Raw genomic sequence first — 21,271 nt, forward strand, 5'->3', positions numbered from 1 at the left:
TTACTACGCAGAACTTAATATCACCTCAATAATCTCAACACTTCCATTACATCTGTTTACCCCGTATAACAGAGAAAATAATTAACGTCAGGTGTCATGATGACGAGAAAATGGTTAACGCTCTATTTATCGCGCAACGTCAGCCAGGTGATGCTGGAAGACTTTCGGGCAATTTTACCCGCGGATGGGTTGAAAATTTTTGTTAATGACTTAGACGACACACACCATGCCACAGTAGAATGTGTTCAGGCAGAGGATTCATGCGCACTCATCGCCTCTGCCGTTGTCGTGTGGCGTCAACTGGGCCATATTCACACGATGATGTACACCAAAGGCGAGCTGCAGCGTTCGGTTAATGAAGCGACCCAGTTTGAGCTGTTTACGTTGCTGAAGAACCATCGCGCCGTGCTACGGCTGGCGTAGCCCCGGAATAACATGGTCCCTGAATATTCATCCCTAACTACCCTGACAGGATAAACATGAGAATTGGTCTGTTGTTCCCCATCGCTATCATCGTGGCCGGTATCGGTTTTCTCGCCTGGTTTATTGGCAGTGGCCTGGCCATGCCGGGCTCCTGAGCTTAACGTAGCTGACTGTCTTTACTGCCGCGACGGTTATACAGACTGCTGTCTTTTTGTTGCTTATCAATTTTTTCCTGACAGGCGACACAGTAGCGCACGCCTTTCAGTGCCTGACGACGGGCAGCCGGAATCGGCTCACCGCAAAGTTCACACTCTGTGGCGCTCTCTCCCTGGCCAAGCGACTGACGTACGCGTTCAATACCGTCGTTGACCGTACTGTCGATCTGTTCCTGTACCGCCCCTTCTGAAGCCCAACCGTTTGCCATTGCCATTTCCTTACTTCGTATCAAACACCTCTTAAATGTACAACATATCTGATATTTTGCAGGCAAAACGGCGCACATCCCTGTGAGCCTGCACAGCATGGGTTACTGTTTAATATCGACCTGATAAAAGATGTGTTTGCCAAAAGGATCGACTTCATAGCCGCTGACCGTATTGCGGACTGGCTCGTAAATGGTCGAGTGCGCAATCATGACGGCAGGCATTTGATCATGCATCATCTGCTGTGCCTGCAGGTACATGCTGGTCCTTTTACTTTGATCCGGTTCGGCCCGCGCCTGGGTGATCAGCGTTTCAAACGGCTGATAGCACCATTTTGAAGAGTTTGAACCGCCTTTCGCCGAGGTACAGCTGTAGAGCGGCCCGAAGAAGTTATCAGGATCGCCCGTCGCAGTGGTCCAGCCCATCAGCGCGGCCTGATGTTCGCCGCTGCGCACGCGTTTAAGGTATTCGCCCCATTCATAACTGACGATATTGGCTTTAATGCCAACTTTGGCCCAGTCAGCCTGAATCATCTCCGCCATCCTGCGCGCGTTGGGATTGTAAGGGCGCTGAACCGGCATTGCCCACAGCGCGATTTCCGTACCCGGCTTCACGCCAGCCTCTGCCAGCAGTGCTTTTGCCTTTTCTGGATCGTAGTCATAATCCTTAAGATCCTTGTCCGCGCTCCATACACCCGGCGGAAGGATGTTTTTGGCAACCGTACCTGTGCCTTTAAAAATCGCCTCAATAATGGCCGGCTTGTTTATCGCCATAGCCAGCGCCTGGCGGACTTTCACATTATCTGTCGGCGCTTTGGTGGTATTAAACGCCAGGAACCCCGTGTTCAATCCTGCCGCCTGCTTCAGGGTGATGTCCTTGTTCTGCCGCATTTTTTCGAGATCGGCCGGATTAGGGAACGGCATCACCTGACACTCATTTTTTTCCAGCTTGGCATAACGGACCGCCGCATCAGGTGTGATGCTGAAAATCAGCCGATCAAGTTTGGCTTTTCCCTGCCAGTAGTCAGGAAACGCCTTGTACAGAATGCGTGAGTCTTTTTGATACTGAACCAACTGGAAAGGCCCGGTACCGATCGGGTCCATATCGACCTTCTCAGGCGTGCCCGCCTTCAGCATTTTGTCAGCATATTCAGCAGAGTGGATGGAGGCAAAATACCAGGCCAGATCGGCAAGAAAAGGGGCTTCAGGATGAGCCAGCGTAAAACGCACGGTATGGTCATCTACGCGATCGATGTGGGTGATGAGCGTCGCCAACTCCAGGCTGTCAAAGTTGGAATAGTTGCCACCCGATACCGCATGATAGGGATTTTTACTGTCCATCTGGCGCATAAAAGAGAAGATCACATCATCCGCGTTAAACGCGCGGCTGGGCGTAAACAGCTTATTACTCTGGAATTTGACGTTATGACGCAGATGGAAGGTATAAACCTTACCGTCGGGACTGATGTCCCACCGCTCTGCCAGGCTCGGAATCAGTTCCGTTGTGCCAGGCTTAAAATCTACCAGGCGGTTGAATACCGGCACTGCGCTGGCATCCACGCTGGTTCCCGAGGTGTAAAGTTGCGGATTAAAGTTCTCCGGGGAGCCTTCTGAGCAGTACACCAACGTTTTCGCATTGACGCCGCTCGCCAGAGCAATACCCGCAGTAAGCAGTGCCAGGGTCGTTAGCCTGTTTCTCATTATTGTCCTCGCTTTCTGTTGACTTCCGTTAGTCAGAATATCTAAATGAATTATTTAGATGTTTGATAGATAGCATGAATCTCCACCATAGCGAACCCCGCAGTACGTCAACTAATAAGGATTAGTGATGACCGACAAACTTCAGACGCAACTGATCACGCGTTTTTTTCGTTACCTGGCGGTAAGCAGTCAAAGTGATGCCAGGTCGAGCACATTGCCGAGTACCCCGAGCCAGCACGCGATGGCGAAGCTCCTGGCGGACGAATTGCGCGAGCTGGGCCTTGAGCAGGTTGTGATTGATGAACATGCCACTGTGACCGCGGTAAAACCGGGCAACTGCCCCGGCGCGCCTCGCATTGGGTTTATTACGCACATTGATACGGTTGACGTCGGGCTGTCCCCTGACATCCATCCACAGATCCTGACCTGGCAAGGAGAGGATCTCTGCCTGAACCCGCAACAGGACATCTGGCTGCGTCGGGATGCGCATCCGGAGATCGCGCCCTACACCGGTCAGCCGATCATTTTCAGCGACGGCACCAGCGTATTAGGGGCGGATAATAAAGCGGCGGTGAGCGTCGTCATGACGCTGATGGAGAATTTACAGGGCAAACATGGCGATGTGGTGGTGGCGTTCGTCCCCGACGAGGAGATTGGCCTGCGCGGGGCTAAAGCGCTGGATCTTGAAGCCCGCTTTAATGTGGATTTTGCCTGGACGATTGACTGCTGTGAACTGGGCGAGGTGGTGTATGAGAACTTCAACGCGGCCGCAGCGGAAATCCGCTTTACCGGCGTACCGGCGCATCCGATGTCGGGGAAAGGCGTGCTGGTTAACCCCTTGCTGATGGCCCACGATTTTATCAGCCACTTCGACAGACAGGCGACGCCGGAACATACAGAGGGCCGTGAAGGCTATATCTGGTTTAACGAAATGCAGGCCAACGCCAGTGTTGCAACGCTTAACGCATCGATTCGTGATTTCGATCTGACAAGTTTCGCGGCACGAAAACAGCAGCTTCAACAGGTTGTCGAGCTTATCGCCGCACGCTATCCCACGGGCAAGGTAGAGATGACCGTTCGCGATATTTACAGCAACATTAGTAACGCTATTGGTGACGATCGTCGGGCCGTTGATCTGATTTTTGCTGCCCTGCGCGAACTGGATATTGCGCCCAAAGTGATCCCTATGCGTGGCGGTACCGATGGTGCAGCGCTTTCTGCCAAAGGATTATTAACACCGAACTTCTTTACGGGCGCGCATAACTTTCATTCACGCTTCGAGTTTCTGCCCGTCACCTCGTTTGTGAAGTCCTATCAGGTGGCAGAGAAGCTGTGCTATCTGGCAGCGGAATAGTTCATCAGGAAGGCCGTTGTAAAACACCGCCTTCGCTATGAAGGCGGTGCACAGGTTTCGCTTAGAAGGTTACCCAGTCGCCGTTATCCGCGGTGGCGGTTTTCGGCTGAAGAGGTGCCGATGGGCTGGCCGGTGTTGATGGCGGTTTTCGGCTGGTCACGAGTGCCGCTGGCGCATCACTGGACAAACGGAACTGCGCCACCGAAGCCTGCAGGGCTTCCGTTTGCAGGGCCAGCGCACTGGCAGCGGCAGACACTTCTTCGACCAGCGCGGCGTTTTGCTGCGTCACGCTGTCCATTTCGGTCACCGCCGTGCCGACCTGCGAAATGCCTTTGCTTTGTTCTTCTGAGGCCTCGGCGATTTGCTTCATGATCGCATCAACATCCTGAACCGACTTCAGGATACCGCTCATGGTGCCGCCGGTGGTGCTGACCAATTGGGCGCCCTTTTCCACGCGCTCAACCGAATCGGCAATCAGGCTGGCGATCTCTTTCGCTGCACCGGCGCTGCGTTGCGCCAGGTTTCTGACTTCACTGGCTACTACCGCAAAGCCACGGCCCTGTTCGCCAGCGCGGGCAGCTTCCACTGCGGCGTTGAGCGCCAGAATATTGGTCTGGAAAGCAATGCTGTTGATGACGTTGGTGATCTCAGCAATTTTCTTCGAACTGTCAGAGATGCCGTTCATGGTGGTCACCACTTCACCCACCAGGCTGCCGCCCTGTTTCGCCGTTACCGTTGCCGCTTCGGTCAGCGTGCTGGCCTGGCGCGCATTTTCCGCATTAAATTTCACGGTCGCCGTCAGTTGTTCCATACTGGCAGCGGTTTGCTCCAGCGCGGCGGCCTGCTCTTCGGTGCGGGATGACAGATCGTTATTACCAATCGAAATCTCGGCGGCACCGCGTGAAATATTTTCCGTACCGCTGCGAATAGCACTGACGGCTTCGCGCAGACTGTCCTGCATGGCGCTCAACAGCGGCACCAGTTTACCGACGCAGTTACGGCCCATATCCTCGACGGGTTTGCTCAGGTCGCCTTTGGCAATCACTGAAAAATGTTCGCGGATTTTTTCCAGCGGCTTGACCAGCATGTTGACCAGATAACGGTCGGTAAACAGCAGAATCAGCAAGCCAATCACCACCGTGACTGAAATCATTGTTTTCGTCATCGCGGTCAGACGATCGACTTCGACGCGCGTTTGCCCCAGTTTTACGCTGGCCACTTTATTGAAGTTTTCAGTACTGGCACCGAAGGCACGGCTCAGGGCGGGCGTGACGTCATTCGCCTGTTGGCGATAGACATCCAGCGAATCCTGACGGGCACGCTGAAGCTGAACAGTAACGCCCTGGTCGAGCAATTTTTGCCATTTATCAATCACGTCATTGGCAACGGCAGGGTCCATCGGGCCAGGAGAAAGCTGTTTAAACAGGGTTAACTGCTGAGACATGCTGTCTAATGCCTGTTGTACGGGCGCAAAAGCCTCATCGTTTTGCGCCACACCGGCCGTTTTTTTCTCCATTACGCGCGACAAACGCGTGATCATACGAAAATACTGATCGTTACCTTTACTCAACGCGGTCATCTGCTCAACGATATGGCGGTCGACATCATTGCCGTCACTTAATGACGTAAGTGAATGAATGCTGAACAGACCGATACCGCTCCACAGCAGGCAAAACAGCCCGAGTATCGTCAGCATTACCGCGCGAATAGTGAAATTTTTAAGCATACCCATACTGAAATCCCTTAAACGTTAACCCGTAAAACCGGGCGTATGGGATATATCGGCAGAAAAGCCGAAAATGTAACGGTGCTGTTATACTTTTTTACGCGGTCACGGCTGCATGGCAATAAATCATAGCCTGCAGTGAAAATCAGGCCCGGCGGTGGGCGCAAGTGCATCCGGTACTGACGAATCTGGCCCTACAGCCGCACCATTCGCGCCATCATCAGGCGAAACAGAGACAGGCGGCGACGCATAAAGCCCCGCAGCAGCCTGAATGACGCCTTACCCTCGCCACCAAGTGACATTGTCACGTCACTGTCTGCACGCCAGATGGGCCATGAGCGTTCTCCTTCAAGCTGCGTCGTCTTACTGTTAACGTCGCGGGCGAAGCGGAACCAGTAGTCGCTAACCTGCTGCGCAAAGGCGCGGTCTGCAGCCGTGAAGCAGCGGTCTTCACTGATTACGGGCATGTTCTCAAGGGTATTCATCACGTAGGGAATTTCATTACCGTGCCAGGTGCCGTGCGGATAGAGATCCCGGGCATTTTCAGAGACGTAATCAAACCAGTAACGCCAGCCCGGCATAGCGACTTTTTGCTGTGCCCGCATCACCAGCCAGGGAAGAAGCGTAAAGGTCATATCGCGTGCTGCGGCACGCCCGAGCAGCGCATCCTGCTCAACACGGTAAATCCACTTCAGCACACGATAGCTCAACCGGTTTTGGCGGCGAATCCGATCTACCACGGTGGCGGCATCGACGCCGAAATACTCCAGCACACTGGCCTCGTCGCTGTTGCTCCCTGCCATCAGCGGCAGGGGATGCTGGCGTCCGGCCATAAAGGTCTCCAGCACAGGGGCAGGCAGAACCGCATCGCCCGCGATAGCAACCGGGCCGAGCCCATAGCGGCTGTCCAGTGCCCAAAAGGCATCGGCAGGCAGCGCGCGGAGCTGTTCCATGCTGGCATCAGCGGGCAAACCCAAACCGGTGGCGACCTTCACCCCTTTCTTAAGCGCCGCAGCGCGGGGAACGTCAGGCAGGCTGTAGGCACTTTGCACTATCCCTTTGTGGAAAAGACCGGCCGCCAGCGGTGAGCAGCAGAGTGATAACACGCTACGTGCGCCCGAGGATTCACCGAATAGCGTAACGTTACTGGCATCGCCGCCAAAGGCGTGAATGTGCTGCTGTACCCATTTTAATGCCGCGATCTGATCCAGCAGGGCAAAATTATGAAGTGTGCCGCTCGCCGCCTGCTCCTTTTCCATCGCCGGATGCGCAAAAAAGCCCAGATGGCCCAGTCGGTAGTTAATCGTGACGATCACCGCCCCGCGTGAGGCCAGCGGTTGGCCATTATAGGGGGCCAGACCACCCGAACCGATCGTGAAACCGCCACCGTGCAGCCACACCATCACCGGCAAGGGTTTTTCTGGTCGCAGCTCTGGCGTCCAGACATTCAGGTAAAGACAGTCCTCGCTGAAATCACCGGGATCGCCCCCGCCCATGGCAAGACAATAGTCGCGGTTCTGCCAGCTCGCGGCAGAAAAGTGCAGCGCGCGTCGTACGCCCTGCCAGGGTAGCACCGGCTGGGGCGCACGCCAGCGTTGTTCCCCCACTGGCGGTGCAGCGTAGGGAATGCCTTTAAACACGAAGATGCCCTCATCAATGCCGCCCTGCAGCTCTCCGTCAGCGAGGGTGATCTTCAGGCCCTTTTCATTTTTCATGCGTTGTTCCTTGTCTGCGTCCGCTGTCATTATTTCAGGCAATTTGCCGTTGTCCAGAAAGGGGAACGGTAAATACGCCTAAAACGCACCGGTTACGCACGCCGTCGTTGACCGCTACCCGCGAACGTGTGTTTAGTACAGCGTATCGTTTAACCCGTTAGAGGAAGGGAAAATGTTCAGTGGTATCAATCAACTTTTTGTTCGAATGACCGATCATCCTGATTTTGGCAAGCTGTTGTTACGTTTGACGCTGGGTGGATTACTGCTGTTTCACGGTGAGTTCAAGCTGGTACACGGCGTGGGCTGGATTGCTCACCTGCTGCGACAGCACGGCCTGCCGGGCTTTCTTGCCTGGGGCGCATGGCTGGGTGAAATAGTTGCTCCGCTCATGCTGATTGTGGGATTCATGACGCGGCCTGCGGCGTTTATTATTGCGGTAAATATGGTGGTGGCGACGCTGCTGGTAAAAACCGGGGCGGTCTGGCACCGCACGGACGTGGGTGCCTGGGCGCTGGAAACCGAAGCGCTATTCCTGCTGGGAGCCTTTATCATTATGTTGCTGGGGCCGGGGAAATATACGCTAGTACGCGATTCCCGGTTGCAGTAGCTGAGTAAATCGGGGCGATAGCCGCCCCGATGTTGTTATGCCTGTATGCCACACCGCTGTAGTGAGGCTTGTTGTCGTGCGGCGTACAGCGCCATTTCGTCCAGTACGGCACAGCCCAGTGCGGTTTCAAAGCTGCTGCGGCTTGCCTGACCCGCAGAACGCGCCTGCGTTTTATCACCAAGGTTAGACTGAAAAATACCTGCCGCACTCACCGGCAGAAAATCCTCATAAATAATGGGATCGGCCAGCACCCGGCCCTGGTCGATCAGGCTATCCAGTGATTCACCATGCCGAGGCGGTTCCGCCTGCCCCTTGTCACTGAGGCGATAATGAAACCAGGCGAGTCCCGCCTGGCGCAGTTGCGTTTCGTTATCCGGGAAAGCCTGAAATACGGCGGTCAACTGCTGCTGATGCTGTTGATTGTCAGCCCCGCTACCGGCCTCATTCAGCAGCCGATCGTAAAGCGCGCGCCCTTGCGGCGTTAAGGCGGCACCGCGCTGTTCAATCTCACCAAAACGTGCAGTGTGGGTGCCCTGATAGCCATCTTTGAAAACCACAGGTTCTTCCAGCGCTTTAAAACTGGTCTGACGCAGTAAAATGGGGACGCTGCGCCGTGGTGGGCCTTCAATAACCGCTTTGGGATCGATACCGCGTGCCGGCATTAACGCCTGGACGCGGTCAATGTCCAGCGTGCGTGGCGTAAGATGGTTGATATGACAGGCAGGGAAACACACCACGTCGGCAATCAACCGGTGTTGCTGATTGAGCGCCTGATAGGTTTTACTCTCAACGAGGCTGTGTGAGTGCCAGCGAAAGGTTTCTAACGCCTCGTCGATAAACTGCTGCGCCTGCGCCTCGGTCAGTCCGCCCTGCTGCTGATGCTGTTTAATCAACGCGCGGCAGCCTGCGGTGAAAATATCCCGCGAAGCCAGGATAGTTGTGGCTTCGTCGCGCAGCGCCTGATCCTCGATGAGTTCCAGTCGCAGTAATGAGGTGAAGATACGGAAGGGATTGCGCCGCAGTGCCTCGTCATCAATGGGACGAAAAGCGGTTGAATGAACCGGCACGCCCGCCTGAGAAAGGTCGTAATAGCCTACCGGGAACATGCCCATCACAGCGAACATCTGGCGCAACATGGCCAGCTCTTCAGCACTGCCGACGCGAATCGCGCCGTGACGTTCCAGGTTTAAACGGCTCATCTCATCAGCCTGGGTTAAGCGTTGCTGCAATGCACTATCTGCCGCCAGCGTATCCTGATTAACCTCTTTGACTAACTGCATCAGCGTGCCGTAGAGCGGCACCTCTTGCTGATACATGTCCGACATTGCCCTTGAAAAGCCGGTACGGATGGCATCCGCACTTAAAAAGTTATCCATAATAACCACCTGACAGCGTGAGCGTTGCAGCTACTGTAATCCAACGCGTTGTCGCCAGCGGAAAATATCATGAATTTGTGATCGGCTTAAAACCATAACGGTTTTTAATCACCAGCATTATCGTCGTGAGCACGGCCGGAATCGCCAGCAGTAAAAAGATCAGGTTGAAAGACCAGCCCAGCGTCAGCATTTCGGCCCCCACAAACGCGCTCAGGATGGCACCGAGTCGTCCAACACCGTGCATCCAGCTGGAGCCGGTCGCGCGGGCATGAGTGGGATAATAGCTGGCTGATAAGGCATTCATGCCGGTGTTGGCCCCGTTAAAACAGAAGCCGCTAAAAAAGGCAATGCTACTCATTATGGTGACCTGTGCCGGTGAGAACCCTAACGCCACAATGGCAATGCCACCGCAAAAGTAGATGACGGCCAACGCCAGGTTGGCATTGAACCGGTCCATCAACCATCCGGCAAATAAGGAACCCAGCGTGCCGCCCGCTTGATACATCGCAGTAATAATCGCGGCCTGGGTAACGGTCATCCCCTGCTTGCTCACCAAAGAAGGCAGCCAGCTGCCTATCAAATAGACCAGAAACAGCCCCATAAAATAGCCGCCCCACAGCATCAGGCTGCCGGTGCGATAACGAGGGGAAATCACCGTCGCGATGGCATTCTTTTCAGGCTGCGCAGCGTCCGCTTCAGAGGCGTGAAACTGACTATGCGAGTGGGTGCTGCCGGGGATAATACGTTCCAGAATGGTTCGGATGCGTTCTGCTGGCGCACCCCGGCTAATGAGGAAACGCACGGATTCAGGAAGCTGCTTTACTAATACCGGCAGCACCAACAGCGGCAGAATGCCGCCTAATAACAGGACGGAATGCCAGTTGTAGCGCGGCAACAGCCAGGACGCGGCAAATCCGCCACTGGCTGCACCAAAGGTGAAGCCGCAGAACACCACGGTGATAATAAACGAGCGTCGGCGTTCAGGGGCATATTCGGCAACCAGCGTGCTGACGTTCGGCATGGCTGCGCCCAGCCCCAGCCCGGTCAAAAAGCGGAACAGTACCATCTGTTCAATGGAATGGGAAAACGCGGTGGCCAGCGTCCACAGGCCGAAAAAAAGCACGCTGAAAATAATCATTAAGCGACGGCCAAAGCGGTCGGCCAGCGGCCCGGCAACCATTGCGCCCAGCGCCAGGCCGATGAGTGCCGCGCTGATCACCACGCCCAACTGCGAATTGGTCACGTTCCAGGCCGTTTTCAGCGAGGGGGCGATGAAGCCCATAATGGCGATATCCATGCCATCGAGGGCGACCACGATAAAACAGAGGACAATCAATCGAATTTGGCCACCGCTCAGGCTACCCTGATTGATTAACCGGCGAACATCTACCGCCTCAACGCTGCTCACGGGCACCCTCTCCTTAACGAAATAAACCATCAGTTTTGGTAGAAAAAACGGCGCTTATGATAGCCGATCGTTAATGATAAAACGCAGAATTTTGCATGCAAATAATAATCATTCAACAAGCGGATAATTAAGTCGATGATTTTACAGCGACTGCGCGCAGGCCATGACGAAAGGAATCGTAGCGCAGGTATTTATTATCAATAACTTACTGGGATTACCGTCAAAAAGTACACTTTGTTAATAAATATTTGCAGCAAAGTTAACAAAATCCGGTTTAAATAGTTGCCAGTCACCTGGCAATGTCATTAAGTTTGGGAAATGGAAAAAAATATCCTTTTCAATCAGCGCATTCGCTTGCGTCATTTACATGCCTTTGTTGCCGTTGCGCAGCAGGGAACGCTGGGGCGTGCAGCCGAGACGTTGAGTCTCAGCCAGCCTGCACTCTCTAAAACCCTTAACGAATTAGAGGAACTGACAGGCGTCAGGCTGTTTGAACGAGGCCGACTGGGCGCACAGCTCACCACCATGGGGGAGCAGTTTCTGACCCATGCGGTAAAAGTGCTGGATGCACTGAACCATGCCGGTCAGAGCTTTAACGAACAGATTAATGAGCGTCCGGTGATTATCCGCCTTGGCGCGCTGACCACGGCCGCCATGGGCATGCTGCCACAGATTCTCGATCGCTTTCATCAGCTGCGCCCCAATACCACCATTCAGGTGGCCACGTTACATAACAATGTGTTGCTGGCCGGGCTGAGAGCCGGTGAATTTGACATTGGTATTGGTCGTATGGCCGACAAAGAGATGATGACCGGCTTAACGTATGAGCTTCTGTTTCTGGAGTCGTTAAAGCTGGTCGTCAGGCCCGAACATCCCCTTTTAAGTGACAACGTCACGTTGTCGCGCGCGATGCAGTGGCCGGTGGTCATCTCTCCCGAAGGAACTGCACCGCGCCGTCTTGCGCAGCAGATGCTGGATGAACAAGGCTGTTGTTTGCCGCCGCACTGCGTTGAGACATCCTCAACCTCGCTGGCACGCCAGCTGGCGCTGCGCTATGACTACATCTGGTTTGTGCCTTCAGGTGCCATTAAGGAAGATCTCAGCCACAATGCCCTGTTCTCGCTGCCGATTACCTCTCCCGGGCCTGGCGAACCGGTCGGTATTATCACCCGCACTGGCGATACTTTAAGCCTGAGCGCTGAAGTCCTTATGAGCACCATTCGTAAGTTTCACAGCTAGCGACTGCGTTTTGCATGTCGCTCCCAGTTTTCCTGGCGCGCTTTTTCCGTCTTACGCAATCCGACGTAAAGCGCGCCCGCCCCGCCATGCTGCTTTTGCGCCACACAAAACGTCTGTACCTCATCCAGTTCGCGCAGCCAGCGATCAAGATAACTGCGCACAATATTGGCGTGGGATTCGCTGTCGCGCCCTTTACCATGAATGATTAGCAGGTTGCGAAACCCTGCTTGTCGCACGTCCCGAATAAACGTAAACAGGTTCTGTCGACAAGCTTCCACGGGTTGACGCAGTAAATTAAGGCTGGCGTCCAGCGCATACTGGCCTTTGCGTAATTTATCTAGCACACCCTGCTGAATACCTTCAGCTTTGTATTCCAGCGGCTGATCCAGCGGGATAATGTCCAGATAGCCGCGGGTTAAAAAATTTTCATCTTCCTGTTCTGGCGGCGGCTGGCGGGTTTTCTTGCTGGCGGAGAGATTATTCCACAGCGTATTATCCGCATCCTTCAGTGGCGTAACGTCATTCATCGCGTCACGGAACAGATTGTCATCGTCAAGGTTCATGGCTCGCCCCTGTTAAATGATATGACGCAAAATTGTATATAACCCGAATAGTAGCAAAATCGGGAAAGTCTGCGCTAATCCCGTTTTTAGCGTTTTCGCCAGGCATGACAGTGAAGATGGATTCTGTTTTAGATCAAAAAAGCGTAAACATTTATTTACGGAGGTTACACTTTGACATCAAAAAAGCCCGTCAGAACAGCCTTTAGCCGCCGTTAACAAACCACACTTTCTGTAGGCCTAAAAACTGCTCGGATGAGTTCCTTTACGACCAAAAAATGGTAAAATTGACCACAGTCAATTATCGTCGAGCAAACCATTATGTTCCCTGAAAAACGTATACAGTCAGGCGGTTGTGCGATTCACTGCCAGGATTGCAGCATCAGCCAGTTATGCATCCCTTTCACACTTAACGAACATGAGCTGGACCAGCTTGATAATATTATTGAGCGAAAGAAACCCATTCAAAAAGGCCATACGCTGTTCAAAGCAGGTGACGACCTACGATCGCTTTATGCTATTCGTTCCGGCACCATTAAAAGTTATACCATTACCGAACAGGGCGATGAGCAAATTACCGGCTTCCACCTCGCCGGCGATCTGGTCGGCTTTGATGCCATTATGAATGCCAGCCATCCCAGCTTTGCCCAGGCGTTGGAAACGGCGATGGTCTGTGAAATCCCCTTTGATACGCTGGATGATTTGTCGGGCAAAATGCCTGCTCTGCGTCAGCAGATGATGCGTTTGATGAGTGGCGAAATCAAAGGCGATCAGGACATGATCCTGTTGCTGTCGAAGAAAAACGCAGAGGAGCGCCTGGCGGCCTTTATCTGGAATTTATCCCGCCGTTACGGCCAGCGTGGTTTCTCCCAGCGTGAGTTCCGTCTGACCATGACGCGTGGCGATATCGGCAACTATCTGGGTTTAACCGTTGAAACCATTAGCCGTTTACTGGGCCGCTTTCAGAAATCCGGCATGCTGGCCGTGAAAGGCAAATATATCACCATTGAGAACCACGCCATGCTGGAAGGTCTGGCGGGTCAAAGTCACCAGGCCGCCTGACAGATAAGCCGGGTTAATAAATCTTATTTTATTGATCCGGCTACATCTTTTTCACTTTCTTAGTGCACTTAACATAGGCTATCTTTAATCCAGTCGCTTTGGTTTAAGGAGAGTAGCCTATGTCCCAGTATCAAAATATTCTGGTCGCCATCGATCCGCAACAGGATGACCAGCCCGCGCTGCGACGTGCGGTATATCTCAACCAGCTTATCGGCGGCAAAATCAAAGCTTTTCTGCCTATCTACGACTTCTCATATGAAATGACCACCCTGCTCTCACCGGATGAGCGTACCTCCATGCGTCAGGGCGTGATTAGCCAGCGCTCAGAGTGGATACGTGAACAGGCCAAAGCCTATCTGGATGCTGGCGTGGATATCGATATCAAAGTGATCTGGCACAATCGCCCTTATGAGGCCATTATCCAGGAAGTGTTGGCGCACCAGCATGATTTAGTGCTTAAGATGGCACATCAACACGATCGGCTGGAGGCGGTAATTTTTACCCCCACGGACTGGCATTTGTTACGCAAGTGCCCTTGCCCTGTGTGGATGGTTAAAGATCAGCCCTGGCCCGAAGGCGGCAAAGCACTGGTGGCGGTTAACCTTGCCAGTGAAGAACCTCACCATGATGCACTGAATCAGAAATTAATCCGCGAAACCGTCAAACTGGCAGAAAGCGTTAACCATACCGAAGTTCACCTGGTCGGCGCCTATCCCATTACGCCTATCAATATCGCCATTGAGCTGCCCGACTTTGATCCCAGCGTGTACAACGACGCCATCCGCGGTCAACACCTGGTGGCGATGAAAGCCTTGCGGCAGAAATTCTCCATCAGTGAAGAATTTACGCATGTTGAAAAAGGCTTACCGGAAGAAGTGATCCCCGAATTATCGTTACATCTGGACGCGGGAATTGTTGTCCTGGGCACTATCGGCCGTACCGGGTTGTCTGCGGCGTTTCTGGGTAACACGGCTGAACAGGTCATCGATCATCTGCGCTGTGACCTGCTGGCGATAAAACCGGATGATTTTGTTTCACCGATTACGCTGGATGACGAAGACGAGAACGACTGATCCTTCTTACTGCAAAAAGGGCGACCCTGTGAGTCGCCCTTTTTTATTACAGCGCTTTCAGGATATTTTCCACGCTGGCTTTGGCATCACCAAACAGCATATGGGTGTTTTCTTTAAAGAACAGGGGATTCTGGACGCCGGCGTAACCGGTATTCATCGAGCGCTTAAACACAATCACATTCTGCGCCTTCCAGACTTCAAGCACCGGCATACCGGCAATCGGGCTACCGGGATCGTCCTGAGCGGCGGGATTGACTGTGTCGTTGGCCCCGATGACCAGCACCGTATCCGTGTCGCTGAAATCATCATTGATTTCGTCCATCTCCAGTACCACGTCATAAGGCACTTTTGCCTCTGCCAGCAGCACATTCATATGACCGGGTAAACGCCCGGCGACCGGATGAATACCAAATCGTACTTTTATGCCACGGGCACGCAGCTTTTCCGTGATCTCCGCCACCGGATATTGCGCCTGCGCCACCGCCATGCCGTAGCCGGGCGTAATAATGACGCTACTGGATGCTTTAAGCATTTCAGCCGTGTCTTCCGCGCTGATTTCACGGTGCTCTCCAGCCTCTTCACTGTCCGCTACCGCGCTGCTGTCGCTGCCGAAGCCGCCTGCAATCACGCTAATAAACGACCGGTTCATGGCCTTACACATAATGTAAGAGAGAATCGCCCCCGACGACCCCACCAGCGCGCCTGTCACGATCAACAGATCGTTGCTGAGCATAAAACCAGCCGCCGCCGCCGCCCACCCGGAATAGGAGTTCAGCATGGACACCACCACCGGCATATCTGCCCCGCCGATGGAAGCGACCAGATGCCAGCCAAACGCCAGTGCGATCACCATCATGACAAACAGGGCAAATCCCTGCGCGCCGGGACTGTCAGTGTTAACGAACCAGACCAACAGCAGGAACGACACCACCAACGCCAGCAGATTCAGCTTGTGGCGGTGTGGCAGCATCAGCGGCCGCGACGACAGTTTGCCACACAGCTTACCGAAGGCGACCAGGAAACCGGTAAAGGTGACCGCGCCAATAAAAATGCCGATAAACACTTCACTGAGGTGGATGTTTTCCATCACCGCAGGCAGACCGGGCGCATGATCGATATAGCTGTTAATCCCCACCAGTACCGCGGCCAGGCCGACGAAACTGTGCAGTATTGCGACCAGTTCGGGCATTTCAGTCATTTCAACCCGTTTTGCCAGCCGGATGCCGATGGCGCCGCCGATGATCATTGCCAGCAAAATCCAGACGACATTGCTGCTGTCCGGGCCGAAGATGGAGGCGAACAAGGCAATTGCCATGCCGCTGATGCCAAAGATATTCCCTTGTCTTGAGCTTTCATGTTTTGAAAGACCCGCAAGGCTCATAATAAAAAGTATTGCGGCAACAATGTATGCTGCAGTCACTAATCCGCCAGACATCGGTTACCCCTTACGAAACATTTTCAGCATACGCTGCGTGACGGTGAAGCCACCGAAGATATTGATACTGGCGATCAATACGGCAATAAAAGAAAGGAAACTGACCCAGCCGCCATGACCCATTTGCAATACGGCCCCCACCACGATAATGCCGGAAATGGCATTGGTGACTGACATCAACGGTGTATGCAACGCATGGCTCACGTTCCACACCACGTAGTAACCCACCACGCAGGCGAGCGCGAACACCGTAAAATGCGAGAGAAATTCACTGGGTGCCACATTGGCCAGGCAGCCAAACAGCACGATAAACACGGCCAGCAGCAGATACTTACGCCGTGGTGATGCGGCCGCAGGCTCGCTCTTTTTCTGCACAGGTGCAGCGGTGGTGGTGGCTTTCGGAGCGGCTGACACCTGAATTGGTGGTGCAGGCCAGGTGACATCGCCTTCACGCACGACCGTTACGCAACGAATAACTACGTCATCGAAATCAATATCGATCTCACCGTTTTTCTCTTTACACAGCAGCTTCATCAAATTGACGAGGTTGGTGCCGTAAAGCTGTGAGGACTGGGTCGGCAAACGGCTGGGTAAATCGGTGTAGCCAATAATTTTCACGCCGTTCTCTGTGACCGTCACCCGATCGGCAACGGTGAGTGCGCAGTTGCCGCCGGTTTGCGCCGCAAGGTCAACAATAACGCTGCCCGGCTTCATGCTGGCAACCATCTCTTCGGTAATCAGCGTTGGCGCCGGCTTACCTGGAATCAGCGCCGTAGTGACGATGATATCCACCTCTTGAGCCTGCTGAGCAAACAGCGCCATTTCAGCTTTGATAAAGGCATCGGACATTACTTTGGCGTAGCCATCGCCGCTGCCGGCCTCCTCTGCAAAATCCAGTTCGAGAAATTCCGCCCCCATACTCTGGACCTGCTCTTTGACTTCAGGGCGCGTATCAAAGGCGCGCACGATGGCACCAAGGCTGCCTGCCGCACCAATCGCCGCCAGGCCGGCAACGCCTGCACCAATCACCATGACTTTAGCCGGTGGGACTTTCCCCGCCGCCGTGATTTGCCCGGTAAAGAAGCGGCCAAACTCATGAGCGGCCTCGACGATGGCGCGATAACCGGCAATATTTGCCATGGAACTGAGCGCGTCGAGCGACTGGGCGCGAGAAATACGCGGCACCGCATCCATGGCCATGACGGTGACATGACGCGCAGCCAGCTTTTCAAGCAGCTCAGGATGTTGGGCGGGCCAGATAAAGCTTACCAGGGTACTGCCCTCGCGGGTGAGCGCGATCTCTTCGTCATCCGGTGCATTGACCTTTAGCACGATATCGGCCTGCCAGACCTGCTGGCTGTCACTCACCGCAGCGCCAGCGGCCCTGTAGCTGTCATCATCAAAGCTGGCGCGCTTGCCTGCATCATGTTCAATGGTCACGCTGAAACCCAGCTTGATGAGCTGTTCAACGGTCTTGGGCGTGGCTGCCACGCGCGACTCGTTAGCCAATCGCTCTTTGGGTATTCCAATTAACATAGTTTTCCCTTTCATCGATTAAAGGAGGATGATCCTTGTGGTACACAATGCCGTGACGACACCCGCTTTCAGGCGTTGTGAATGAAATGCAATAACCTAATCGTATCTAAACCTACTGAAATTGTTACGGACGATCTACTACACAGACCCACATCTGTCACATTTGCCGTAATATCCAGTTGAAGCACGGCAATTCCGCCTGTCCGCACTGCACGAAGACTCTCGCAGCAGATAATCTGCTAAATATCACCTGTTCCGCCCTGATATTCCTTTTGGAAAAAGCCAAAATTAACAATGTATTAACCACTTTATCGATACATTTACTGGTCAATTCATCTTATTGTCGTAAGCGTAAGGCAAAATAGCGTCGCGTGACGCTGTGATTAAATAATCTGGTTCACAACAAGAGAGATATCGCAAAAAATGGCTGCGACAGCGTGTTTATAACATGTAATAATCAGCGGCTAATCTGTTATACATCAAGAGTCCAGCACGTTTTCGTACTCATTTTGCGTAAGGCGAAGGATCATTTTTATGAAGCTGAAGAACACTATTCTGGCATCTACCCTGTTATCTCTGCTGGCAGCAAATGCGTTTGCGGCTAAAGAGCTGACGCCAGAACAAGCGGCCGCGTTGAAGCCATTCGAACGTATTAATATCACCGGTCGTTTTAATGCAATTGGCGATGCGGCTGATGCTGTATCAAAGCGTGCTGATGAAATGAATGCAGATTCCTATTACATTCAAGGCATTAACGACAGCAACGGTAACAGCGGTAACTGGCGTGTGACCGCCGATCTGTACAAGGCTAATGCCCCTAAAGCCAGCCAGGAAACCGACTATCGGATGTTCAATGGCCTGAAAGAGCTGCCGAAGGCGGAAGCTTATCGTCTGGAGCCTTTCGATACCGTTACCGTCAGCGGCTTTTTCCCAAGCCAGCCTGAGGTAAATGAAGCCATTTCCAAAGCCGCGAAAGAAAAAGGCGCAGCCTCCTTCTTTATTGTGCGTCAGGTTGATGCCAATACTGGCGGCAATCAGTTTGTGACGGCCTACATCTATAAGGCCGATGCCAAACAACGTGTGGTACAGAGCCCGGACACCATCCCGGCCGACTCTCAGGCAGGTAAAGCGGCTCTGGCCGCAGGCGGAGCCGAAGCGAAGAAAGTTGAAATTCCGGGCGTGGCTTCATCCGAAACCCCAAGCAACGCCGTGGGCCGTTTCTTTGAGACCCAAAGCTCAACCGGTAAGCGTTATTCGGTGACTTTGCCGGACGGCAAGGAAATTCAGGAAGTGAATGCGGTGACCGCGGCGCAGATGCAGCCGTTTGATACCGTGACCTTCAGTGGGCATTTCGGTTCCCCGACTGAAGTCTCACAGGAAACCGCCAAGCGCGCAGGCGCGAAAGGGGCTAAATTTTACCATGTGACGCGTCAGTGGCAGAACCAGAGCGGTGGTAACCTGACCGTAACGGCTGACCTGTTTAAGTAGCACGCGCCAGGGCGGCGATCGCCGCCCTGCTGTCTGTTTGCATAATTCCTGCTCGATTTTGCATAACCACGCATTGCCATCCCGCACCGCACTCCGTAAAATCCTCCGCCTGTTTTTCAGAGTATTAAACGCGTTATACGTAACACAATCACGATATAACGTTGTGTTTATGCTGGTTATCCAGCCACTTATACTAGCAGGAAGAACGTTTTGGAGAAAAAATTAGGCCTCAGTGCCCTGACAGCGCTGGTACTCAGCTCAATGCTGGGAGCCGGTGTTTTCAGCCTGCCGCAAAACATGGCGGCAGTTGCAGGTCCGGCGGCCCTGTTAATCGGCTGGCTGATCACCGGCGCGGGCATTATTTTCCTGTCGCTGGCCATGCTGTTACTGACACGGCTGAAGCCCGAACTGGACGGTGGCATTTTTACCTATGCCCGCGCCGGATTTGGCGAACTCACTGGTTTTTGTTCCGCCTGGGGTTATTGGCTGTGCGCGGTTATCGCTAACGTTTCGTATTTAGTCATTGTTTTTTCTGCGCTGAGTTTCTTCACCGACACGCCTGACAGAATCCTCTTTGGCAATGGTAATACCTGGCAGGCCATGCTGGGCGCATCGGTATTGCTGTGGCTGGTGCACTGGCTGGTGCTGCGCGGCGTGCAAACCGCAGCCAGCATTAATCTGCTGGCGACCCTGGGCAAACTGGTCCCGTTGCTGCTGTTTATTGTGCTGGCCGTGATCGCCTTTAATTATGACCGCTTCCGGTTTGATTTTTCCGGGCTCAGTCTGGGCGTACAGTTGTGGGAACAGGTTAAACAGACAATGCTGATTACCCTGTGGGTATTTATCGGCGTTGAAGGTGCGGTGGTTGTGTCATCACGCGCCCGTCATAAAAAAGATGTCGGACGCGCCACGCTGCTGGCCGTGCTGGCTGCCCTGCTGGTCTATTTACTGGTTACCCTGCTGTCACTGGGTGTGGTTCCCCGCGCTGAGCTGGCGGAAATGCGCAATCCCTCCATGGCAGGCTTAATGACGCGGCTGACGGGGAGCTGGGGCAACGCCATTATCGTGGTGGGCCTGATTATTTCTGTTTGTGGTGCCTATCTGAGCTGGACCATTATGGCGGCTGAAGTGCCCCTGATCGCGGCACAGCAAGGTGCGTTTCCACGCAGCATTGCCCGCCAGAACGCACGTAACGCGCCTGCCGCCTCATTGTGGCTGACCAACGGCAGCATTCAGGTTTGCCTGATCCTTATCGCCCTGACCGGTGCGGATTACAACACCCTGTTAACCATTGCGTCTGAAATGATTCTGGTGCCCTATTTGCTGGTCGGCCTGTATTTGATTAAGGTCGTTAAAGGACAGCAAAAGCCCTGGGCACTGGCCGTGGGTGTCGGTGCCAGCCTGTATGGTATCTGGCTGTTGTATGCATCAGGCCCACTGCATCTGTTTATGTCGGTGGTGCTGTATGCTCCAGGTATTTTACTGTTTATTTTTGCGCGACGTGGCGGACATGAGGTGGCGTTGAAGCCGGTAGAACGGGTTGCCATGATGCTAATCGTAGCGGCAACCCTTCCTGCGATGTGGGAATTGCTGGCTTAGTGAGACTGCCCCAGAACCACACACAGCAGGTCATCCTGCTGTGTCAGCGCAACAGGCTTGCGGTATTCTTCATGAATCGCCTCCAGCTGTTTATCCGACAACGGATACGGCAGTTGGATATCGAAGCGGCAAATCTGTTGCTGCTCAGCGAGCGTGATCAGACGGGCGATGTTAATTTCATCGCTGACCTGGGTTGAAATGATTTGTAATGCTAATTCTTTAAGCTGATCTTCACTCGCCTGCAAGCTGTGCGCAGATTTGCGTGTCACCATGCCGAATATAGGCAGTACGCCGTAGATCGCATCCACAAAGCTCCATCGTTTTTTACAGGATGCCGACAGGAAATCACTGTAATTAAAGCAGATGCGATCGCGGTATACCGCTGATGCCAGCTCTTTATCAAACACTTTGGCTCCTCAAGGTGATCACAATGAATCCGGAACTCACGTTAAACGCAGGGTTAATGATTGCATATTTTGCGGAATATATCCTAGTTACTCAAGGATATTTCGTGTGATTGCATAGAGCTCTGCGCCAGGAAAAGTTAT

Annotated in this window: 19 protein-coding genes; 9 read left to right on the forward strand and 10 right to left on the reverse strand. The window is 53.5% G+C overall.

What is annotated here, in order from left to right:
* Positions 1-99 precede the first annotated feature (99 nt).
* Positions 100-423, forward strand: coding sequence for a hypothetical protein (locus tag A6A26_RS16300; RefSeq protein WP_063879702.1), 324 nt, complete (start codon positions 100-102; stop codon positions 421-423).
* Positions 424-479: 56 nt separating this feature from the next.
* The gene (locus A6A26_RS25550; protein WP_015700245.1) at positions 480-578 is read left to right on the forward strand and encodes a YoaK family small membrane protein; all 99 of its coding nucleotides are present in this window, start codon (positions 480-482) and stop codon (positions 576-578) included.
* 2 nt (positions 579-580) lie between these two features.
* Here A6A26_RS25550 and A6A26_RS16305 read toward each other — a convergent pair whose 3' ends face one another.
* Both A6A26_RS16305 and A6A26_RS16310 read right to left on the reverse strand, forming a co-directional pair.
* Positions 581-847 (reverse strand): DksA/TraR family C4-type zinc finger protein, encoded by a 267-nt coding sequence (locus A6A26_RS16305; RefSeq protein ID WP_063879703.1) that lies wholly within the window; start codon positions 845-847, stop codon positions 581-583.
* A 102-nt stretch (positions 848-949) separates the two neighbouring features.
* Positions 950-2,545 (reverse strand): ABC transporter substrate-binding protein, encoded by a 1,596-nt coding sequence (locus A6A26_RS16310; RefSeq protein ID WP_063879704.1) that lies wholly within the window; start codon positions 2,543-2,545, stop codon positions 950-952.
* Between the two features lie 127 nt (positions 2,546-2,672).
* Here A6A26_RS16310 and pepT point away from each other — a divergent pair, with 127 nt between their 5' ends.
* The gene (gene pepT / locus A6A26_RS16315; protein WP_063879705.1) at positions 2,673-3,899 is read left to right on the forward strand and encodes a peptidase T; all 1,227 of its coding nucleotides are present in this window, start codon (positions 2,673-2,675) and stop codon (positions 3,897-3,899) included.
* Between the two features lie 61 nt (positions 3,900-3,960).
* Here pepT and A6A26_RS16320 read toward each other — a convergent pair whose 3' ends face one another.
* Both A6A26_RS16320 and A6A26_RS16325 read right to left on the reverse strand, forming a co-directional pair.
* Positions 3,961-5,631 carry a methyl-accepting chemotaxis protein gene (locus A6A26_RS16320; protein WP_063879706.1) on the reverse strand — a complete coding sequence of 557 codons (1,671 nt, stop codon included), beginning with the start codon at positions 5,629-5,631 and terminating at the stop codon, positions 3,961-3,963.
* Positions 5,632-5,819: 188 nt separating this feature from the next.
* Positions 5,820-7,340: a carboxylesterase/lipase family protein gene (locus A6A26_RS16325; RefSeq protein WP_063879707.1), complete on the reverse strand. Its 1,521-nt coding sequence runs from the start codon at positions 7,338-7,340 to the stop codon at positions 5,820-5,822.
* A gap of 172 nt (positions 7,341-7,512) precedes the next feature.
* Here A6A26_RS16325 and A6A26_RS16330 point away from each other — a divergent pair, with 172 nt between their 5' ends.
* On the forward strand, positions 7,513-7,947 hold the full coding sequence (locus A6A26_RS16330) for a DoxX family protein (protein ID WP_063879708.1): 435 nt from the start codon (positions 7,513-7,515) through the stop codon (positions 7,945-7,947).
* 35 nt (positions 7,948-7,982) lie between these two features.
* On the opposite strand, the gene A6A26_RS16335 is transcribed toward A6A26_RS16330, so the two are convergent.
* Together A6A26_RS16335 and A6A26_RS16340 are read right to left on the reverse strand one after the other, a co-directional pair.
* Positions 7,983-9,323, reverse strand: coding sequence for a 2-oxoadipate dioxygenase/decarboxylase HglS (locus tag A6A26_RS16335; protein WP_063879709.1), 1,341 nt, complete (start codon positions 9,321-9,323; stop codon positions 7,983-7,985).
* 67 nt (positions 9,324-9,390) lie between these two features.
* Positions 9,391-10,731 (reverse strand): MFS transporter, encoded by a 1,341-nt coding sequence (locus A6A26_RS16340; RefSeq protein ID WP_063879710.1) that lies wholly within the window; start codon positions 10,729-10,731, stop codon positions 9,391-9,393.
* 318 nt (positions 10,732-11,049) lie between these two features.
* Between A6A26_RS16340 and A6A26_RS16345 the strand changes: the two genes are divergently transcribed.
* Entirely contained in the window at positions 11,050-11,970 is a 921-nt protein-coding gene (locus A6A26_RS16345) for a LysR substrate-binding domain-containing protein (RefSeq protein WP_063879711.1), read from the forward strand.
* Here the strand turns inward: A6A26_RS16345 and smrA are convergent.
* Positions 11,967-12,533 (reverse strand): DNA endonuclease SmrA, encoded by a 567-nt coding sequence (gene smrA / locus A6A26_RS16350; RefSeq protein WP_063879712.1) that lies wholly within the window; start codon positions 12,531-12,533, stop codon positions 11,967-11,969. The two genes, A6A26_RS16345 and smrA, sit on opposite strands and share 4 nt — an antisense overlap.
* 318 nt (positions 12,534-12,851) lie before the next feature.
* Between smrA and A6A26_RS16355 the strand changes: the two genes are divergently transcribed.
* Together A6A26_RS16355 and uspE are read left to right on the forward strand one after the other, a co-directional pair.
* Positions 12,852-13,592 (forward strand): FNR family transcription factor, encoded by a 741-nt coding sequence (locus tag A6A26_RS16355; protein WP_013025869.1) that lies wholly within the window; start codon positions 12,852-12,854, stop codon positions 13,590-13,592.
* A gap of 119 nt (positions 13,593-13,711) precedes the next feature.
* On the forward strand, positions 13,712-14,665 hold the full coding sequence (uspE, locus tag A6A26_RS16360) for a universal stress protein UspE (RefSeq protein ID WP_063879713.1): 954 nt from the start codon (positions 13,712-13,714) through the stop codon (positions 14,663-14,665).
* Between the two features lie 46 nt (positions 14,666-14,711).
* Here the strand turns inward: uspE and pntB are convergent, their stop codons facing one another.
* Together pntB and pntA are read right to left on the reverse strand one after the other, a co-directional pair.
* Positions 14,712-16,100, reverse strand: coding sequence for a Re/Si-specific NAD(P)(+) transhydrogenase subunit beta (gene pntB / locus A6A26_RS16365; protein ID WP_063879714.1), 1,389 nt, complete (start codon positions 16,098-16,100; stop codon positions 14,712-14,714).
* A gap of 3 nt (positions 16,101-16,103) precedes the next feature.
* Positions 16,104-17,636 (reverse strand): Re/Si-specific NAD(P)(+) transhydrogenase subunit alpha, encoded by a 1,533-nt coding sequence (gene pntA, locus A6A26_RS16370; protein WP_063879715.1) that lies wholly within the window; start codon positions 17,634-17,636, stop codon positions 16,104-16,106.
* A 534-nt stretch (positions 17,637-18,170) separates the two neighbouring features.
* Between pntA and ydgH the strand changes: the two genes are divergently transcribed.
* A complete protein-coding gene (gene ydgH / locus A6A26_RS16375; protein ID WP_063879716.1) occupies positions 18,171-19,124 on the forward strand; it encodes a DUF1471 family protein YdgH in 954 nt (317 codons plus the stop codon).
* Between the two features lie 210 nt (positions 19,125-19,334).
* Positions 19,335-20,723: a basic amino acid/polyamine antiporter gene (locus A6A26_RS16380; protein ID WP_063879717.1), complete on the forward strand. Its 1,389-nt coding sequence runs from the start codon at positions 19,335-19,337 to the stop codon at positions 20,721-20,723.
* On the opposite strand, the gene A6A26_RS16385 is transcribed toward A6A26_RS16380, so the two are convergent.
* The gene (locus A6A26_RS16385) at positions 20,720-21,130 is read right to left on the reverse strand and encodes a hypothetical protein (RefSeq protein WP_063879718.1); all 411 of its coding nucleotides are present in this window, start codon (positions 21,128-21,130) and stop codon (positions 20,720-20,722) included. The genes A6A26_RS16380 and A6A26_RS16385 overlap by 4 nt on opposite strands.
* Between the last annotated feature and the right edge of the window lie 141 nt (positions 21,131-21,271).

Origin of the sequence: Pantoea sp. OXWO6B1, from assembly GCF_001641135.1 — a bacterium.
Lineage (GTDB): Bacteria > Pseudomonadota > Gammaproteobacteria > Enterobacterales > Enterobacteriaceae > Pantoea > Pantoea allii.

What these genes read in the sequence shown, in the direction of transcription:
- A6A26_RS16310 (WP_063879704.1), bottom strand. Translation starts at nt 2,545, where the DNA reads ATGAGAAACAGGCTAACGACCCTGGCACTGCTTACTGCGGGTATTGCT.
- A6A26_RS16330 (WP_063879708.1), top strand. Translation starts at nt 7,513, where the DNA reads ATGTTCAGTGGTATCAATCAACTTTTTGTTCGAATGACCGATCATCCT.
- A6A26_RS16355 (WP_013025869.1), top strand. Translation starts at nt 12,852, where the DNA reads ATGTTCCCTGAAAAACGTATACAGTCAGGCGGTTGTGCGATTCACTGC.
- A6A26_RS16325 (WP_063879707.1), bottom strand. Translation starts at nt 7,340, where the DNA reads ATGAAAAATGAAAAGGGCCTGAAGATCACCCTCGCTGACGGAGAGCTG.
- uspE (WP_063879713.1), top strand. Translation starts at nt 13,712, where the DNA reads ATGTCCCAGTATCAAAATATTCTGGTCGCCATCGATCCGCAACAGGAT.
- A6A26_RS25550 (WP_015700245.1), top strand. Translation starts at nt 480, where the DNA reads ATGAGAATTGGTCTGTTGTTCCCCATCGCTATCATCGTGGCCGGTATC.
- A6A26_RS16335 (WP_063879709.1), bottom strand. Translation starts at nt 9,323, where the DNA reads ATGGATAACTTTTTAAGTGCGGATGCCATCCGTACCGGCTTTTCAAGG.
- pntA (WP_063879715.1), bottom strand. Translation starts at nt 17,636, where the DNA reads ATGTTAATTGGAATACCCAAAGAGCGATTGGCTAACGAGTCGCGCGTG.
- ydgH (WP_063879716.1), top strand. Translation starts at nt 18,171, where the DNA reads ATGAAGCTGAAGAACACTATTCTGGCATCTACCCTGTTATCTCTGCTG.
- A6A26_RS16300 (WP_063879702.1), top strand. Translation starts at nt 100, where the DNA reads ATGACGAGAAAATGGTTAACGCTCTATTTATCGCGCAACGTCAGCCAG.
- smrA (WP_063879712.1), bottom strand. Translation starts at nt 12,533, where the DNA reads ATGAACCTTGACGATGACAATCTGTTCCGTGACGCGATGAATGACGTT.
- A6A26_RS16305 (WP_063879703.1), bottom strand. Translation starts at nt 847, where the DNA reads ATGGCAAACGGTTGGGCTTCAGAAGGGGCGGTACAGGAACAGATCGAC.
- pepT (WP_063879705.1), top strand. Translation starts at nt 2,673, where the DNA reads ATGACCGACAAACTTCAGACGCAACTGATCACGCGTTTTTTTCGTTAC.
- A6A26_RS16345 (WP_063879711.1), top strand. Translation starts at nt 11,050, where the DNA reads ATGGAAAAAAATATCCTTTTCAATCAGCGCATTCGCTTGCGTCATTTA.
- pntB (WP_063879714.1), bottom strand. Translation starts at nt 16,100, where the DNA reads ATGTCTGGCGGATTAGTGACTGCAGCATACATTGTTGCCGCAATACTT.
- A6A26_RS16320 (WP_063879706.1), bottom strand. Translation starts at nt 5,631, where the DNA reads ATGGGTATGCTTAAAAATTTCACTATTCGCGCGGTAATGCTGACGATA.